Below are 14560 nucleotides of genomic sequence, written 5' to 3'. Positions count from 1 at the left end.
AAAGCGCAATGCTCGCACGTAAAGCGCAATGCTCTACACCAGACGCGCAGCAATCGCTGCGCTGGTTTCTTTGCGCTCATCGATACAAAGTTTCTCTGGCTTGCCTAACCCGCAACTTGGGTTAGTAACTAATCTGCAATGTTACTGAACCTTCGACTCGCTGTTCGCCTCCCACGACAGGACTCGGAGCCGTTGCTGCCTGCGCTCTTGCGCGTGGAGCCACATCTTGGAAAATTGGAGGGGGAGCCGATGCGCCATTCACTTGAACGTTAACGATTTCTTTGCGAGCCAAGTTCAAAGCACTAAAAACCGCATCCGCTTGAGAATTCGCCTCTTGAGTTGCCTTCTGAAGCGCCCGTCTTTGAGCCGCCGCGATCGCATCATCCGATGCCACAAAACTCACACCATCGATTCGACTGGCTCCCGCTTTCACCGCTTCATCAATAATTCCGCCTGCACGTTCGGTCGGAACGCGGAACGAAACATTATTCGATCCGGTGTATCCAATCAGTGTTTGGCGATTGTTGTTGTAATCATAGCGGGGGCTGAGGTTGATTCCCGTGGTTTCGAGTTTTTCCACTTGGCGCGATCGCAAAAAATTCACAACCGAATTCGATCGACGTGCCACTTCTTGCTGCACATCGTTTGCGGTTTTGCCTTCGACTTCGACTCCTAATCTCACTTGTGCGATCGTCGTTTGGATGTCTTCAAATCCTCGACCAGTAACGGTTAGGGTTCGCACGAGTTTCTCCTGTGCATAAACGGGGCTAATCATTGAGAAGCCAACAATGCCGAGCGCTACCGGGATCGCGCCCAATCGTTTCCAGGGTGATTTTTGAATGGTACTCATCATCTGAATTGCCGTACTTAAGAATGTACCTACTCTGCCATCGAACTGGGGAAATGGTGCGATCGGTTACGCTTTTCGCAACTTAATTCTGATTCTGTTTGCGCTCATGAAGCTTCAATCGAATCTCAGCATGAACTTCTCGCGTGATTGGATAGAAGTAAACCAGCACCATTCCGATCAAAAGCGCGATCGTCGGAACCGGACCGATCGACAACCGAATCGCCAGTAGAACATCGTCGGGCTGAACAGGTAAACGAACGCCTTCAGTGGGTTTGACATATCCCGCCCAATCGAGACTTTGAAGCACGATCGCCACCGCAATCCCCAAACAAACCTTCTGCAAGAACGTGACAAAGCTATAAAAAATTCCTTCTCTTCTTTGTCCCGTTTGCAGTTCATCCAATTCGATCACATCCGGCAGCATCGACCAAGGAATCAGATAAGCCACCGAAACTCCAAATCCAGACATCACAGCCAATACGTACATCAATGGCAACTGTCCCGGTTGCAAAAAGAACAATCCACCTTGTGCAATAATCCAAAGCACCATCCCCGCCGCATAAACGCCTCGTTTCCCGATCCGCTGACTCACTCGATTCCAAATCGGCAGAACGAGCATTGCCGTCAATTGAACTGCCAAAACCACGCTCGGAACTGCCCACGGGCTATCGAGCCTCATGTAACTTCCGACAAAGTACGGAATAATCGCCGCTGTCAGTTGGAAACTGAGCCACGAACAGAGATAGATCCCGACGACGAAGAGAAAGGGACGATTACTAAAGACGATTTTGAGTTGTTGCCCGATCGGAAGTGAAGCAGATTGTTCCGCCAAAGGTCGCTGAAGTCCTACAGCTTTCATGCGATCGAACGTTCCCCATACGCACCAAAACAGAGGTAGAAATCCCAAAACCCCGCATATAGCACCGATTACAAGATACCGCTGACTCAAATCGGTGAACATCGAGCCGATCACGCCAACCAGCACGACCGAGAGAATGCTGCCCCCGATCGAGAACGCAAACCGATAGCTATTCAAGCTCGTCCGCTCATCGTAATCCTGTGTAAGTTCTGGAGTAAGCGCGGTGTATGGCAAATTCACAACCGTATACAGCCAGCCAAATACGATCGAGATAAATGTGTAATACCAAAATAATCCCCACTGTTGCCCGTTTGGATTGTCGCTAAATCTCGGCACGATCCATTGCAGAAAGAAGAAAATCCCAAACGGAATCGCTCCAAATAACATCCAGGGATAGCGCCGACCGAACCGCGATCGCGTTTTATCGCTCATCACTCCAACCATCGGATCATTTACTGCATCCCAAACTTTCCCGATGAGCTGAGTCTGTCCCGCCAATCCAGGGTTCAACCCCGCCACATCAGTCAGAAACGGGGACAGGTAGAAAATCAGAATGTTTGCCGTGATTGCAGGTCCGAGATCTCCAGCCCCGTAAGCCAGTTTAGTTTTGAGGTTGAGTTTCTCGGAAATCGGCTGATCAGCAGAATTATTCATAACGAAGTCGCGGAATCCGGGGTAACAGTTGTATTATTTTCATCGTCTTCGACTGCGCGATTCGCACGTTGAAGAAAAACTTATCTATTTTGACTTCTACTATGCCGGATTCCACTCAGTCCGATCTTCATGTCAGTTGGTCAGATTACCATCAACTCATCGAAAAACTCGCAGCCCAAATTTATCGATCGGACTGGCAGTTTAATCAAATCGTCTGTTTAGCAAAGGGCGGCTTGCGGGTCGGTGATGTGCTTGCCCGAATTTACGATGTGCCGCTCGCAATTTTATCGACTTCTTCGTATCGAGGCAGTAGCCAGTCGAGAAGTTCCTTGGTGTTTTCAAAAGATCTGACGATGACTTCGCTCGCTTTGGGAAGTCATATCTTGTTAGTGGATGATCTAGTCGATTCGGGAGTAACTTTGCAAAAAACGATTCCTTGGCTCGATCGACATTACGGTTTCTATATCGAAGAAGTCCGCACCGCCGTTCTCTGGTACAAAGCCTGTTCTGTGATCAAGCCTGATTACTATGTAGATTACCTAGAGCATAATCCCTGGATTCATCAGCCGTTCGAGAAATACGAGAAGATGGAACCTGCGGAACTTCTGAATCTTGCTGAATAAACCAATTCTTCATTGAAATTCATTGGGGTTAGTCCATGTCATCTTCACTTCCATTCAGTATTCACCTGCTTACATCTGAAGACTTAGCGCTGATGGAATCCATGATGACAACCTTCGGTAAAGCGTTTGATGAGATAGAAACCTATACAGCAGCACGTCCAAGTAAAACTTATCTTGAGCGTTTACTCGCCAGTGATTATTTCATCGCCCTTGCAGCGTTGAAGAATGGCATGGTCGTGGGCGGAATCGCCGCATACGAACTTCACAAGTTTGAGCAGGAGCGCAGCGAAATTTATATCTATGATTTGGCTGTCACGGAAGCACACCGACGCGAGGGGATCGCTACGGCATTGATTCAAGAACTCAAGCGGATTGCAGTAATGCGGGCAGCCTATGTCATATTCGTGCAGGCGGACATCGGAGATGCACCTGCGATCGCACTTTATACAAAGTTAGGAGTCCGCGAGGAGGTGCTGCACTTCGACATTACAGTCGATGATAGTAATGAATGACAACCTGCAACTTTATTTGCTGCTCTTAATCAAATATCCGTACACAAAAAAACGGGTTAACTGTGAGAAGTTAACCCGCCAGCTTGGGAACGCGCAGAGAAACTATTTTTGGACAACCAATTTCACGTTTGCATTGTTCAAGCCAGGACGCTTGACTTCAGCCAAGGTCTTGTTGACCGCATACTTTTGGTTGATCGAGTTGATCAGTTCGGTTTGGTTGTGCTTCTTCGCCACACCCCAAAGGTCAGCGATCAAGTCAAACGAACCATCCGCATTGCGCGACCAGCCCAAATCATACTCGCCATCGAGAACTGCAACGATGTCCGAGCGAACCCGCTGTCCGTTGTAGCCACGAACATCAGCTTCAGTCTTAACCGAAATGCCCAGATCGCGGAGCGAGGACTTGAGGATTTCTGCGTCGGTGATCTTGGTACGAAGAGTGCTAAAGTGAGACATGTTGGGTTTCCTCCGTGGAAAAGTTGATAACAACGACAACGTTTAGGTGTTTAAGACGTTTTGAACCCAGAGCGTAACTCAAGCATTCAAAACGATTCAGACTGCTAGCTGATGATGCTAGCCCTTCATCCTGTTGGGAAGACAGGAGAAAGCTTGTTAGAACTCAAGCCGCTGATATTCAGCAACTGAGGCTGCCGCAGGTCGCGCTCGCTGCCTAGCCCAATCCCGAAGGGCTGTGACCTGCTCAGTCATTGTCTTGGACAACGGCATGGTTGCTCTGGAAGCCGCAATGATGTCCAATTGGGTAAACTCTCGATCTTGAGCGAATGCCTCGTACATGGCTGCAACTAATGCTTGCTCAATTTCCGCTCCTGAGAAACCGTCGCAAACGCTTGCGAGTTGGTCGAGGTCGAATCGTTCGATCTCTCGACGGCGTTTCGTCAGGTGGATTCTGAAAATCTCTTTACGCTCTTCAGGAGTGGGGAGATCGACGAAGAAGATTTCATCAAATCGACCTTTTCTAAGGAATTCTCCTGGAAGCCGCTCGACTCGGTTCGCAGTTGCCATCACGAACACTGGAGAGGTTTTCTCCTGCATCCAGGTCAGGAAGGAACCGAAAATCCGGCTCGAAGTTCCACCGTCGGAATCGGCTGATCCGGTTGTTCCAGCGAATGCCTTATCCATTTCATCAATGAACAGGATCGCGGGTGAAATTGATTCTGCGGTCTTCAAAGCGCTCCGAAGATTCGCTTCCGATCGACCAACCATCGAACCGTCATAAACCCGACCCATATCCAATCGTAGGAGTGGCAATCCCCACAGTCGCGAAGTCGTTTTCGCAATCAACGACTTTCCGCAACCCGGAACCCCTAGAATGAGCATTCCTTTCGGTTGGGGCAATCCATACTCTCTTGCACGTTCGGTGAAAGCGTTCGATCGCTGTTTCAACCAGTGCTTCAATTCTTCAAGTCCACCGACCGAATCGATCGTTTCGTCTTCTTCGATGTACTCCAAAATTCCGTTCCGTCGAATCAGTTGCTTCTTCTCAGATAGAACAATGTCAACTTCTTCTTCGGTTAAACGTCCGGCGGTCACTTGCGCCTTTCGATAAACTTTTTCCGCTTCATCGCGGGTTAGACCTAACGCAGCTTTGAGGAGCTTTTCGCGGGTTTCGGTCGTAATCCGGCGAGTGCGAATCTGATCTAATTGAGTAGTAAGAACTTGATTCAACTCGGTCATGTTGGGAAGCGGGAAGTCCATGACGACCACCTCTTTCTCCAACTCGATCGGGATGTTTTGCACCGGAGACATGAGCACAATCGCCTTCTGCGTTCCTTTGAAACTAGCAATTGCATCACGCAACCACCGAGTTACCGCAGGCGAATCAATGAACGGGTGCAAATCCTTGAAAACAAAGATACCCGGTTCCCGCTGACGCATTACCCATTCGATCGCAGCTTCAGGGGAAACTGTGTTGTGCTGAGTCACGCTACGGGGTTGACCATATTCAACGATCCCGTGGGTCACTGTCCACAAATACAACCGCTTGGGGGGCTTTGTTTGAGCAAGAATCGAGATCGCTTGCTCTGCCCGCTCTTCTTCCGATGTCACAAGATAAATTAAAGGATATTGAGCCTGTAACAGGATATTTAGCTCTTCTTGCATAACCGCGACCCACTAAAAACGGTGCAGATGTGTAAAGCGAACCAGGTTGACGAACTCTGAATTGGGGATGACCCTAGCAGGGAACGACGACCTTTTCTTCGATCGAGACGGTCGATAGCTCATCTTGGAGGATGGAGCCTTGCTGACCCAGAGGAGTCAACTCGCCGTTACGTAATACAACCGGAGTGGTACAACTGGGACAGTCGTAGATCCGATGCGTTTGTCCATGAGCTTCTTCTTGCTGCTCAACTACCTCCGGGTAAGTGAGGTAAAAATTGAGCGCCCTCTCTGCGAGGATTGACATCGCCTCGGAACTCATCGCCGCTTGGATTTTTAGCTTGCGGTGCAATTCGGGCGGGAGATACAGCGTAACTTTCTGCTTGTCTTGCATAGAACTTTCAGTCGTTTTACCCGGGTATGCAAATACAATATCTGCCAGATTGGAAGCTGTCAAGACGGTATGCCTGCATGACAGCATTATTGTTACAATCGTTTACATTATGAAGTACGGTTTGAGTTGGGTTTTAGTTGGATTAGTTGGGCTAACAGGCTGTGACAGCTTGCCTTGGGAGCGTTCAGAACCTCAGCAGAATCGCCTTCCTGATCGTTGGCAAACGTATCGGAATCCGCGATTTGGATTCGAGTTTTTGTATCCAGAGGGCTGGGTCGATTCGATTCCACCTGAGAATCAAGACGGCATTGCGTTTAGCGATCCGAGAAATAATGGGCTTGAAATTCGGAGTTGGGCGAAACTGAAGCGACCGGATCAACCGAAACAACCGAAAGCGACTCCGAACTTTACAACGGAGCAGGGAATTTCTGGACGATTGGAGGTGAAAGTCGAGGCGCAGACTAGCACGATGATGTTAACGATCGACCAAAAAGATGTGGAATATCATTGGCGCGGTACGGCTCCCAGTTCACAGTTTGGCAACTATTACCGATTTTTCTCGTTTATTGCGAGTCGATATCGAGTGCCGAAATAGGAGGGTGTCGCCGATCGAGTCGAATCAGTCTTTATATTTAGGGCGGAAAATATTTATTTGGAAGGCTTCAGCGGACGCTCGCTGTAAACTAAGGCAGTTAACTTCCCAACTTCTTCATGAGTGAGACCGTCTACATAGAAACGAGTATTGTTGGTTACTTAACAGCCAGGTGGAACTGTAAACATATTGCAAATGCTCAAATTCAGAAAAAGCTAGTCCAGATTAGTTGTGATGCTGGGTACGAGTTACCCACAATTTGTACACCTTACGAACTAATGGGAGCTCAGAAATGTGGAGAGATGAGATTGTAGAGGAAATTCATAAAATCCGAGAGGAATACGCAAAAGCATTCAATTACGATTTGAAAGCGATTTGTGATGACTTGCGGAAACAGCAAGCAGCAAGTGGTAAAAAAATTATTTCAGAACCTCTTCGTCAACCTCGCCGATTGTGTGACAAGCCGTTGCATCCCCTTGTTTAACGCTTGTTAGGTGCGGAAGATTGGGTGAGTTTGTTCAGCTTACGATCGCTCTTACGCTCCTCGCCAAAGCGCGATCGTAAATGCAGGAAAGTTTCTGCTCATACAACCGTAGGACGTACTATACAGAAAGATTTTCGTATATCATCCCGAAGTGGTGGAATACGCTGAAGGCGTTATGGTACGCCGATTTAGGATGATGTGCAGAAAACTCCAGTGTAATAAGAGCCAGATACACATTCCCCACCCAAGGATTGCTCTTGATGGTCAGTAACGTATAAGTTACCATTAATCTAGTATGAAAGTCCAAGAATATATTAGAGAAGATGGTTCAAATCCTTATCAGGAATGGTTTGATAGTCTGGATGCCATAGCAGCAGCAAAGGTGACGGTTGCTAAGTCTCGTCTAGAGCTAGGTAACACCTCCAGCGTCAAATGGTTCGATGGAATCGGCGAATATAGGATTGATTGGGGTCCAGGGTATCGGATTTACCTGGCTCAGGATGGAAAACAGTTCGTTGTCTTGTTTGGGGGTGGTACTAAGAAAGGTCAGCAGTCAGACGTTAACCAAGCTAAGGAACTGTATCAGGAATATAAGGAACGAAAGAAGAAGGCTATCGAAGCACCCGCACAGGAAGGAAACGAAAAAAAGAAGAGAAAAAAGAGGTAAGAGTCATGGTTTTAACAAGAGACTTCAAAGAAACAGTTAATGCGCGAATCCAGAGAGATCCTGAATTTGCAGTAGCTTTACTTGATGAAGCTGCTTCTCTTTTCCTCAACGGTGAACCGGAAACTGCAAGACTTATATTAAGAGATCTTGTCAATGCAACCGTAGGTTTTGAAGAACTAGCAATTGCAACATCTAAACCAAGCAAGAGCCTTCACCGAATGCTATCTGCAAAAGGTAATCCTACGATGGATAATCTAACTACTATTTTCAATGTCCTTCGTAAAGAACTGCGTGTAGATATCAAGGTTCAGGCTGTCTCTTACGTCTAAGAGGGTGTTTGAGAAGTAATCGTTCATCGCATTCACCCGCCCGGAAATGAATCTCCGGGCTAATCAGGGAAACCCACTAAACTGGGCTAAGAACTCCGAATGATTCTCCCAGCCCGCTTCAGCGGGGTTTCTTCCATTAGCCCGGAGATTCATTTCCGGGCAGACTGGCAACGCAGCAAAACCGCTTTTTATACTTTTCAAACACTCTCTAAGAGCATGTTTGAAAAGTATAGGAAGATGCTTCACTTCGATGCCATTTCGCCCGTGATTGGAAATCACGGTCTATCGGAACAAAGTCCACTGAAGGGGACTGAAAGCCAGTTACAGCAAACTCTTCAGTCTGTTTCAACAGACTTCGTTCCGATAGCCCCGAATTCTATTCGAGGGACGATTGATGCGATGAACGACTACTTTTCAAACACCCTCTAAGACTGATGTTTGTGATGAAGCTCTCAGTATGTGATGACGCAGTACCTAACCAGCACTTGCACAGGACGGTAATACACACTAATGCCAGATTTTATTTGCCGCTTGTGAAGCGCTAGTCGTTAGTTCAGGCTACGATCGCTCTTACGCTCCTCGCCAAAGCGCGATCGTAAATCCAGGAAAGTCTCTGCACATACAGCCATAGGAGCGCACTATGCAGAAGATTTCAGTGTGGTAAGAGTTAGGCATCTTGATACAGCAGCTCTCAATCTAGTGAGATACAGCTTCAAGGCTGAAAGCCTTATTTTGCAGGAATTTGAATGTAATACACTTAACAAGAAGCTGATGGAAGTTAGAAGAAGGTATTATCATGTCTGAGAAAGCAAGTTTGCTGGCTTCTATTCTCATTAGGAACATTCACGAGGTTCCTCTTAAGAAGTTCATTCGCACTCCTCTATACGAATCAGATCGCTTCAGAATCTCGAACGATACGGCAGCAAAGAAATTTGGAGTATGCTTTGATGTACTAGCACCCAGCAAGCGGGTTTGTCCGTACCATCTCCATCACGCGCAGGAAGAGATGTTCGTTGTCATAGAGGGAAATGGAACGCTCCGTGTAGCGGATGAAATGATTCCAATCAAAACTGGCGACGTTATCTTCATTCCCGCAGGTCCAGAGTACCCTCACCAAATAATCAATACCTCTGATGCTCCTTTGAAATATTTGTCTATCAGCACGATGGAAGAGCCTGAGATCTGCGAATATCCGGACTCTGGCAAGTTCATGGCTGAAGGCAGCATGGATCGAGAACAGCCATTCGAGATTATCGGACGGATTGGAGCAAACCTCAGCTACTGGGATGCGGAACCGTGAGGCTGATGCTTAGCATCTCATTGCACACCGACCGTATCAAGACGATTGAGTGATCCAGAAGATCACTAGCGGCAGGTGAACGGGGTCGTTAGCTTAGTTTACGATCGCTCTTCCACTCCCCACCAAATCCCAGCACATCCCTATGGACTCTGTTGCAAGATAGCGGTAGGATGCTTTCCCATCTGAAAATAACTGGCTATGTTGGCAAAACGAATTCTACCTTGCTTGGATGTCAAAGCGGGGCGTGTAGTAAAAGGGATTAACTTCGTGGATTTGCGGGATGCAGGCGATCCGGTGGAACTCGCGCAGGCTTACAACGAGGCGGGGGCGGATGAGCTTGTGTTTTTGGACATTACCGCAACGCATGAAGATCGAGACATTATTTACGATGTGGTGTATCGGACGGCGGAACAAGTGTTTATTCCGTTGACGGTTGGGGGCGGGATTCAGAATTTGGACACGATTAAGAAATTGCTGAGAGCGGGAGCCGATAAGGTCAGTATTAATTCGGCGGCAGTGCGTGATCCGGATTTGATTAATCGAGCCAGCGATCGATTCGGCGTTCAATGTATCGTGGTGGCGATCGATGCTCGCAGACGAGAAGATCCGACGAATCCGGGTTGGGATGTGTATGTGCGGGGCGGTCGGGAAAATACGGGAATGGATGCGATCGCTTGGGCGAAAGAAGTTGCAGAACGCGGAGCCGGGGAATTACTGATTACCAGCATGGATGCGGATGGGACTCAGGCGGGATATGACTTGGATTTGACGAGTACGATCGCGAATCAAGTCGAAATTCCGGTGATTGCCTCTGGCGGAGCAGGAAATTGTGAACATATTTATCAAGCCTTAACGGAAGGTAAAGCGGAAGCGGCGTTGCTTGCGTCTTTGTTACATTACGGTCAGTTAAGCGTCGATCAGATAAAGACATACTTAAGCGATCGACAAATCCCGATCAGACGCACATAGAATGGCGAGACTCGGATAAATCGGACAGTCTCAGCCGATTGATAAGAATTTGATACCACCGAAATTAGAGAATCTATTTCTCGATCGCGCTCTTACCGAGGTCTACTTTTCTGAGCGTCTGTTACAATACGTTAACTATGGTGATAACAATCTTATTTATTATTGTTGCTCTTGTGGCTTGGGCGCTTCACCTCATGCAGGAAGCGATCGAGCAAAAAGAGTTTTCCCTGATGCTGGCTGGCACATTGGTTTCGATGGCAGCGACAGCACTTGTTGGCGTTTACTTTGTGATGGGCAATTACATGGGCTACATCAGTCACATGACCGCTCAAGAAGCAGCAATGAATCAAGAGGCTTATGAATCGGTGGCGCGGTATCTCGAAGAACAAGACCAACTTTATATGAGTGCTTCGTCAAGTCGATCGATTTCTCAAGTCGTGCGAAACATTTCGCCATAAATTCGATTACGATCTTTGATATCAAGTTTTAACAGATGGGGTGAGGTAAACTTGCCCCATTTTTTAGTGAGCCGCAATGAGTTACTACATTTCTCCGCGTTTTCTCGATAAATTAGCTGTCCATATCACCAAGAATTTTCTATCTTTGCCGAACGTGAAAGCGCCGCTGATTCTGGGAGTTCACGGACGGAAAGGGGAAGGGAAATCGTTTCAGTGCGATCTGGTGTTTGAACGGATGGGAATTGAAGCGGTTTATATGTCGGCGGGAGAGTTAGAAAGTCCTGATGCGGGAGATCCGGCGCGATTGATTCGACTGCGGTATCGAGAGGCGGCGGAATTTGTCAAAGTGCGCGGCAAAATGGCGGTTTTGCTGATTAATGATTTTGATGCGGGTGCGGGACGGGTGGATCAGTTCACTCAGTACACCGTGAATACGCAGTTGGTACACGGAACGCTGATGAATATTGCGGATAATCCGACAAATGTTCAGCTTCCAGGAAGTTATGATTCTGAGCCGACGCAGCGGATTCCGATTATTTTGACCGGGAATGATTTCTCGACGTTGTATGCTCCGTTGACTCGTGATGGACGGATGGATAAGTTTTTCTGGGAACCCGATCGAGCAGACCGAATCGGTATCGTTGGCGGAATCTTTGAGATCGATCAGGTTCCAAAGAGCGATGTCGAGAAATTAGTCGAGCAGTTTCCGAATCAAGCGATCGATTTCTTTGGCGCATTGCGATCGCGTCTTTACGATGAGCAAATTCGCCGCTTGATTGATGATGTGGGACTCGATCGTATTTCTCAACGAGTCGTGAACAGTACTGAACGACCACCAGAATTCCGCAGACCCGATTTCAGCTTGTCGCATTTAATCGAAGTCGGAACTGCGATCGAACAAGAGCAGAAACGACTTCAAGAATTGCGATTAGTTGAGGAATATAATCAGACCGTTCGCAACCGTGGGTTGGGCGAAATTAGGATGACACCGCAACCTATTCACAATGGTGCAAGCGTTCAAGAACCAGTTCGATCGCCGATCTCGGTGCAAGTAACAAGCAGCTATAACGGACAGCCTTCAAGCACTCGCTTAACGCCTGAGATTATGAGCGAAGTCAATCAAATCTTGGGACAGGGACAGCGATTAGGAATTGAAGTGGTCGATTCCCGACGCTTTAGAACGAATTCTTGGAACTGTTATGGAATGTTTGAAGGAGATGGAGCGGCGGCAATTTCGGCTTTGGAATCTTGTTTAGATGAGCATCAGAGAGATTACGTGCGGATTGTGGGAATTCGCGATCGACAACGGGTAATTGAATCGATCGTGCATCGCCCGAACCATAACAACGCATAACAGCAATTAAAATGTAGCTGTTCATAATCTCACTATAGAGCGGCGATTTTCGCTGTTATCCTTGACGTTGAAAGGGGCACATTAGCGATGTTCTTAGAGAAGCTCTTAAGAACGTTGTTCTATTACCTTCAAGGATATGAAGATTAACGTTAAACAAGTTCCCATGCTCTTGAGTTGTGTAGTCGCAGTGCTTATTGTCGGAAAGTTGATCTATGACCGTATTGCACCCGCTCCCATGAGCCAAGAGCTTAACGAATCAGCAGACCGAATCAATAGTAAGCTTGATGCAATCAAGAAAGCGAAGTAAGGCTTGTTTGATTGTGTTTGATCATGCAATATGAGATTAAATCGATCAAATAAAATCCACAATACTTTCCACAAGTTTCTTTGTCGCTGCGTAGGGCAGTAGGTTCCGCGAGCGATAATACAATTATGGTTCTTGAAACGAGTGTGTTTTATGAATACTAGATTAGAAGTTGAATCAGCGATCAAGCAATTGCCAGAAAGTGAAGTGCGCGACCTTGCAAGATGGCTACAAGAGTATCTTGATGAGCGATGGGACGAACAAATTGAAGCTGATTTTGCATCAGGAAAATTAGATCGTCTGATCGCTAAAGCAGAGTCAGATATTGCAGCTAAAAATGTGAGAAATTTGGATGAAGTCCTTCGCGACGGCTGACTTTTGGGAAGCTTATGCTGAATTGTCGCCTGAGATGAAGGAGCAAGCACGAAAAGCGTACAAGCTTTGGAAGGAAAACTCACTCCATCCCTCTCTACATTTCAAGAAAGTGGGTAAAAAGCTTTGGTCTGCTCGGATCAGTGGTGGATATCGGGCATTAGCCCTGAAAGAAGGCGACGATTATTATTGGTTCTGGATTGGTGAGCATGACGAGTACGAAAGTCTTTTGAGTTAAGAGTTCGATCGAACAAATTCCCCAATACTTTCCACAAATTCCTTTGTCGATTCGTAAGGCAGTACATTTCGACCCGGAATAATCACACCTTCAGAATTCGGGAATCTTTGCAAGTAATCGTTTAAGCGATCGCTAACCTCTTCCCCTTTCCCCTCGCGGCTAATACTCGAAGCTCGATCGCCAAACACCGCCAAAACAGGCTGATGAATCTTCGCCATTCTTTCGGTGTAATCTTGTCGCCAATAACCTGATAAAAAGGCGAATACCGCGTGACGACTTCCTAAATTCTCTGATCCCTGTTTCAATGTCGATAACCATTCAGAATCAACCTGAGCTCCATTCGCAAAGAGTTGTCGAATCGAAAAATTTCTCAGAAACTCGGTGCGACGAGCATAGCGATAGAATCCGTTCCCAAATGGAGAATCGAAAATATTCCAGGCAATTCGATGCGATCGCTCTGAAGTGTCTCGACTCAACAGCGACATTGCAGGAGAACCGCTGAACACGATCGCTTTAACCAGATTCGGCTCGATGTTAGCAAGCTCGATCGCGATTGGAGATGATGCGCCTTGAGCAATGACGATCGCAGGTGTTTTAATCACCGTTTGCAGAAAGAATTGCAGTTGTCGTGCCCAATCGATCGGAGCATAAGCGATTCGCGGCATATCACATTCACCACAGCCGAGTAAATCGGGGTTGTAAATCGGATTTGGTTGCCAGGAATTGACGAATCGCTGCCAAAATTGACGCGAAAGACCAACCCCGATCGGGTGAATTAACAGTAATGGAACGCCTTGACCTTCGTGAAAGTCATACGCGCACCGATACTGATTCCATTGATAAAACTGAGTTTTGTTTAGTTGCTTCATGATTCCATTTTAAAAGGAAACTCAGCATGAATTTGCCAGCGTTGCCCGTCGTGTTTCAACAACGTTAGGTGAGACGCAACGAACTCGAAATGCAGCGATCGATCCTTGAATTCTTCCCACGCAAGCTTGAAATTCTGCTTGGTCAGATCTCGAAACGCAACTGTCATGTGAGGCGCATAAGGACGAGATTTTTCTTTTGGGTCAATTAGCCCGATCGACTGCTCTAAGTGTTCAATTAAACGCTGGTGGAGTGTTAGAAGTGGCTCTGTGCGATCGACATTGATATAAATCACTCGCGGAGGGAACGCACCGAAACCATCGAGTGTAATCGAGATTGGAGATTGGAACAGTGCGAAAGTTTCGATAGACTTTTTCAGTACCGCAAAGCGATCGTGTTTCCATTGAAACGGCGGCTGTAGCGTGATATGCGGAGGTGATTTGAATGCGTGACGACTGGCATAGTACTGATCAAAATGGGATTTAACTTCGGTAGCATATTGTTGAATTGCTGGAGAGGGAAGCAGCGCGATAAAGAAAAGTGGCTCTGTGTTCATAAGTTGCTTCAGGTACGAAAAAATCGGATTTGCGCCCCTTAAGTCCTGTAAAACTTTACT

The 14560-nt window shown here is 47.1% G+C and carries 20 protein-coding genes; 13 read left to right on the top strand and 7 right to left on the bottom strand.

The features are described from left to right. Nucleotides 1-121: 121 nt before the first annotated feature. On the bottom strand, nucleotides 122-853 hold the full coding sequence (locus tag ACQ4M5_RS34720; protein ID WP_430680358.1) for an SIMPL domain-containing protein: 732 nt from the start codon (nucleotides 851-853) through the stop codon (nucleotides 122-124). A 79-nt stretch (nucleotides 854-932) separates the two neighbouring features. Then, nucleotides 933-2363 carry an MFS transporter gene (locus ACQ4M5_RS34715; protein ID WP_430680357.1) on the bottom strand — a complete coding sequence of 477 codons (1431 nt, stop codon included), beginning with the start codon at nucleotides 2361-2363 and terminating at the stop codon, nucleotides 933-935. A gap of 101 nt (nucleotides 2364-2464) precedes the next feature. Here ACQ4M5_RS34715 and ACQ4M5_RS34710 point away from each other — a divergent pair, with 101 nt between their 5' ends. Then, a complete protein-coding gene (locus ACQ4M5_RS34710; RefSeq protein WP_430680356.1) occupies nucleotides 2465-2986 on the top strand; it encodes a phosphoribosyltransferase in 522 nt (173 codons plus the stop codon). A gap of 35 nt (nucleotides 2987-3021) precedes the next feature. Beyond that, a complete protein-coding gene (locus ACQ4M5_RS34705) occupies nucleotides 3022-3498 on the top strand; it encodes an AAC(3)-I family aminoglycoside N-acetyltransferase (RefSeq protein WP_430680355.1) in 477 nt (158 codons plus the stop codon). Nucleotides 3499-3600: 102 nt separating this feature from the next. Here ACQ4M5_RS34705 and ACQ4M5_RS34700 read toward each other — a convergent pair whose 3' ends face one another. The 3 genes from ACQ4M5_RS34700 to ACQ4M5_RS34690 all read right to left on the bottom strand — a co-directional run bounded on the left by ACQ4M5_RS34700 (nucleotide 3601) and on the right by ACQ4M5_RS34690 (nucleotide 6010). After that, nucleotides 3601-3954, bottom strand: a complete 354-nt coding sequence (locus tag ACQ4M5_RS34700; RefSeq protein ID WP_059000258.1) for a DUF1257 domain-containing protein — start codon at nucleotides 3952-3954, stop codon at nucleotides 3601-3603. Nucleotides 3955-4110: 156 nt separating this feature from the next. Next, nucleotides 4111-5619 (bottom strand): stress-responsive protein Ycf46, encoded by a 1509-nt coding sequence (locus ACQ4M5_RS34695; protein ID WP_430680354.1) that lies wholly within the window; start codon nucleotides 5617-5619, stop codon nucleotides 4111-4113. 73 nt (nucleotides 5620-5692) lie between these two features. Beyond that, nucleotides 5693-6010 carry a hypothetical protein gene (locus ACQ4M5_RS34690; RefSeq protein WP_068382504.1) on the bottom strand — a complete coding sequence of 106 codons (318 nt, stop codon included), beginning with the start codon at nucleotides 6008-6010 and terminating at the stop codon, nucleotides 5693-5695. Between the two features lie 109 nt (nucleotides 6011-6119). Between ACQ4M5_RS34690 and ACQ4M5_RS34685 the strand changes: the two genes are divergently transcribed. From ACQ4M5_RS34685 to ACQ4M5_RS34635, 11 genes are all read left to right on the top strand, one after another. Then, nucleotides 6120-6605 carry a hypothetical protein gene (locus tag ACQ4M5_RS34685; protein WP_430680353.1) on the top strand — a complete coding sequence of 162 codons (486 nt, stop codon included), beginning with the start codon at nucleotides 6120-6122 and terminating at the stop codon, nucleotides 6603-6605. 776 nt (nucleotides 6606-7381) lie between these two features. Further along, nucleotides 7382-7753, top strand: coding sequence for a type II toxin-antitoxin system RelE/ParE family toxin (locus ACQ4M5_RS34680; protein ID WP_430680352.1), 372 nt, complete (start codon nucleotides 7382-7384; stop codon nucleotides 7751-7753). 5 nt (nucleotides 7754-7758) lie between these two features. After that, entirely contained in the window at nucleotides 7759-8082 is a 324-nt protein-coding gene (locus ACQ4M5_RS34675; protein ID WP_430680351.1) for a DNA-binding protein, read from the top strand. 99 nt (nucleotides 8083-8181) lie between these two features. Next, a complete protein-coding gene (locus ACQ4M5_RS34670) occupies nucleotides 8182-8511 on the top strand; it encodes a hypothetical protein (RefSeq protein WP_430680350.1) in 330 nt (109 codons plus the stop codon). Between the two features lie 367 nt (nucleotides 8512-8878). Beyond that, nucleotides 8879-9382, top strand: a complete 504-nt coding sequence (locus ACQ4M5_RS34665; protein WP_430680349.1) for a cupin domain-containing protein — start codon at nucleotides 8879-8881, stop codon at nucleotides 9380-9382. Nucleotides 9383-9580: 198 nt separating this feature from the next. After that, nucleotides 9581-10351: an imidazole glycerol phosphate synthase subunit HisF gene (gene hisF / locus ACQ4M5_RS34660; protein ID WP_430680348.1), complete on the top strand. Its 771-nt coding sequence runs from the start codon at nucleotides 9581-9583 to the stop codon at nucleotides 10349-10351. 137 nt (nucleotides 10352-10488) lie between these two features. Further along, the gene (locus ACQ4M5_RS34655) at nucleotides 10489-10809 is read left to right on the top strand and encodes a hypothetical protein (RefSeq protein WP_430680347.1); all 321 of its coding nucleotides are present in this window, start codon (nucleotides 10489-10491) and stop codon (nucleotides 10807-10809) included. Between the two features lie 76 nt (nucleotides 10810-10885). Further along, nucleotides 10886-12163 carry an AAA family ATPase gene (locus ACQ4M5_RS34650; RefSeq protein WP_430680346.1) on the top strand — a complete coding sequence of 426 codons (1278 nt, stop codon included), beginning with the start codon at nucleotides 10886-10888 and terminating at the stop codon, nucleotides 12161-12163. A 136-nt stretch (nucleotides 12164-12299) separates the two neighbouring features. Beyond that, nucleotides 12300-12470, top strand: coding sequence for a hypothetical protein (locus ACQ4M5_RS34645; RefSeq protein WP_430680345.1), 171 nt, complete (start codon nucleotides 12300-12302; stop codon nucleotides 12468-12470). A 150-nt stretch (nucleotides 12471-12620) separates the two neighbouring features. After that, nucleotides 12621-12842 (top strand): hypothetical protein, encoded by a 222-nt coding sequence (locus tag ACQ4M5_RS34640; RefSeq protein WP_430680344.1) that lies wholly within the window; start codon nucleotides 12621-12623, stop codon nucleotides 12840-12842. Continuing rightward, a complete protein-coding gene (locus ACQ4M5_RS34635; RefSeq protein WP_430680343.1) occupies nucleotides 12820-13077 on the top strand; it encodes a hypothetical protein in 258 nt (85 codons plus the stop codon). The genes ACQ4M5_RS34640 and ACQ4M5_RS34635 overlap by 23 nt, the downstream gene beginning before the upstream one ends. Here the strand turns inward: ACQ4M5_RS34635 and ACQ4M5_RS34630 are convergent. Continuing rightward, nucleotides 13074-13946 carry an alpha/beta fold hydrolase gene (locus ACQ4M5_RS34630; protein ID WP_430680342.1) on the bottom strand — a complete coding sequence of 291 codons (873 nt, stop codon included), beginning with the start codon at nucleotides 13944-13946 and terminating at the stop codon, nucleotides 13074-13076. The two genes, ACQ4M5_RS34635 and ACQ4M5_RS34630, sit on opposite strands and share 4 nt — an antisense overlap. Then, on the bottom strand, nucleotides 13943-14500 hold the full coding sequence (locus ACQ4M5_RS34625; protein ID WP_430680341.1) for a 2'-5' RNA ligase family protein: 558 nt from the start codon (nucleotides 14498-14500) through the stop codon (nucleotides 13943-13945). Before ACQ4M5_RS34625 ends, ACQ4M5_RS34630 begins: the two co-directional genes overlap by 4 nt. Between the last annotated feature and the right edge of the window lie 60 nt (nucleotides 14501-14560).

It is taken from the genome of Leptolyngbya sp. AN10 (assembly GCF_050565645.1).
Lineage (GTDB): Bacteria > Cyanobacteriota > Cyanobacteriia > Leptolyngbyales > Leptolyngbyaceae > Leptolyngbya.
This window is presented reverse-complemented; position numbering and strand designations above follow the sequence as displayed.

Coding starts and splice junctions, on each gene's coding strand:
- ACQ4M5_RS34720 (WP_430680358.1), bottom strand. CDS start 853: ATGATGAGTACCATTCAAAAATCACCCTGGAAACGATTGGGCGCGATC.
- ACQ4M5_RS34690 (WP_068382504.1), bottom strand. CDS start 6,010: ATGCAAGACAAGCAGAAAGTTACGCTGTATCTCCCGCCCGAATTGCAC.
- ACQ4M5_RS34635 (WP_430680343.1), top strand. CDS start 12,820: ATGAAGTCCTTCGCGACGGCTGACTTTTGGGAAGCTTATGCTGAATTG.
- hisF (WP_430680348.1), top strand. CDS start 9,581: ATGTTGGCAAAACGAATTCTACCTTGCTTGGATGTCAAAGCGGGGCGT.
- ACQ4M5_RS34695 (WP_430680354.1), bottom strand. CDS start 5,619: ATGCAAGAAGAGCTAAATATCCTGTTACAGGCTCAATATCCTTTAATT.
- ACQ4M5_RS34645 (WP_430680345.1), top strand. CDS start 12,300: ATGAAGATTAACGTTAAACAAGTTCCCATGCTCTTGAGTTGTGTAGTC.
- ACQ4M5_RS34625 (WP_430680341.1), bottom strand. CDS start 14,500: ATGAACACAGAGCCACTTTTCTTTATCGCGCTGCTTCCCTCTCCAGCA.
- ACQ4M5_RS34650 (WP_430680346.1), top strand. CDS start 10,886: ATGAGTTACTACATTTCTCCGCGTTTTCTCGATAAATTAGCTGTCCAT.
- ACQ4M5_RS34705 (WP_430680355.1), top strand. CDS start 3,022: ATGTCATCTTCACTTCCATTCAGTATTCACCTGCTTACATCTGAAGAC.
- ACQ4M5_RS34710 (WP_430680356.1), top strand. CDS start 2,465: ATGCCGGATTCCACTCAGTCCGATCTTCATGTCAGTTGGTCAGATTAC.
- ACQ4M5_RS34685 (WP_430680353.1), top strand. CDS start 6,120: ATGAAGTACGGTTTGAGTTGGGTTTTAGTTGGATTAGTTGGGCTAACA.
- ACQ4M5_RS34630 (WP_430680342.1), bottom strand. CDS start 13,946: ATGAAGCAACTAAACAAAACTCAGTTTTATCAATGGAATCAGTATCGG.
- ACQ4M5_RS34670 (WP_430680350.1), top strand. CDS start 8,182: ATGATTCTCCCAGCCCGCTTCAGCGGGGTTTCTTCCATTAGCCCGGAG.
- ACQ4M5_RS34655 (WP_430680347.1), top strand. CDS start 10,489: ATGGTGATAACAATCTTATTTATTATTGTTGCTCTTGTGGCTTGGGCG.
- ACQ4M5_RS34700 (WP_059000258.1), bottom strand. CDS start 3,954: ATGTCTCACTTTAGCACTCTTCGTACCAAGATCACCGACGCAGAAATC.
- ACQ4M5_RS34680 (WP_430680352.1), top strand. CDS start 7,382: ATGAAAGTCCAAGAATATATTAGAGAAGATGGTTCAAATCCTTATCAG.
- ACQ4M5_RS34715 (WP_430680357.1), bottom strand. CDS start 2,363: ATGAATAATTCTGCTGATCAGCCGATTTCCGAGAAACTCAACCTCAAA.
- ACQ4M5_RS34675 (WP_430680351.1), top strand. CDS start 7,759: ATGGTTTTAACAAGAGACTTCAAAGAAACAGTTAATGCGCGAATCCAG.
- ACQ4M5_RS34665 (WP_430680349.1), top strand. CDS start 8,879: ATGTCTGAGAAAGCAAGTTTGCTGGCTTCTATTCTCATTAGGAACATT.
- ACQ4M5_RS34640 (WP_430680344.1), top strand. CDS start 12,621: ATGAATACTAGATTAGAAGTTGAATCAGCGATCAAGCAATTGCCAGAA.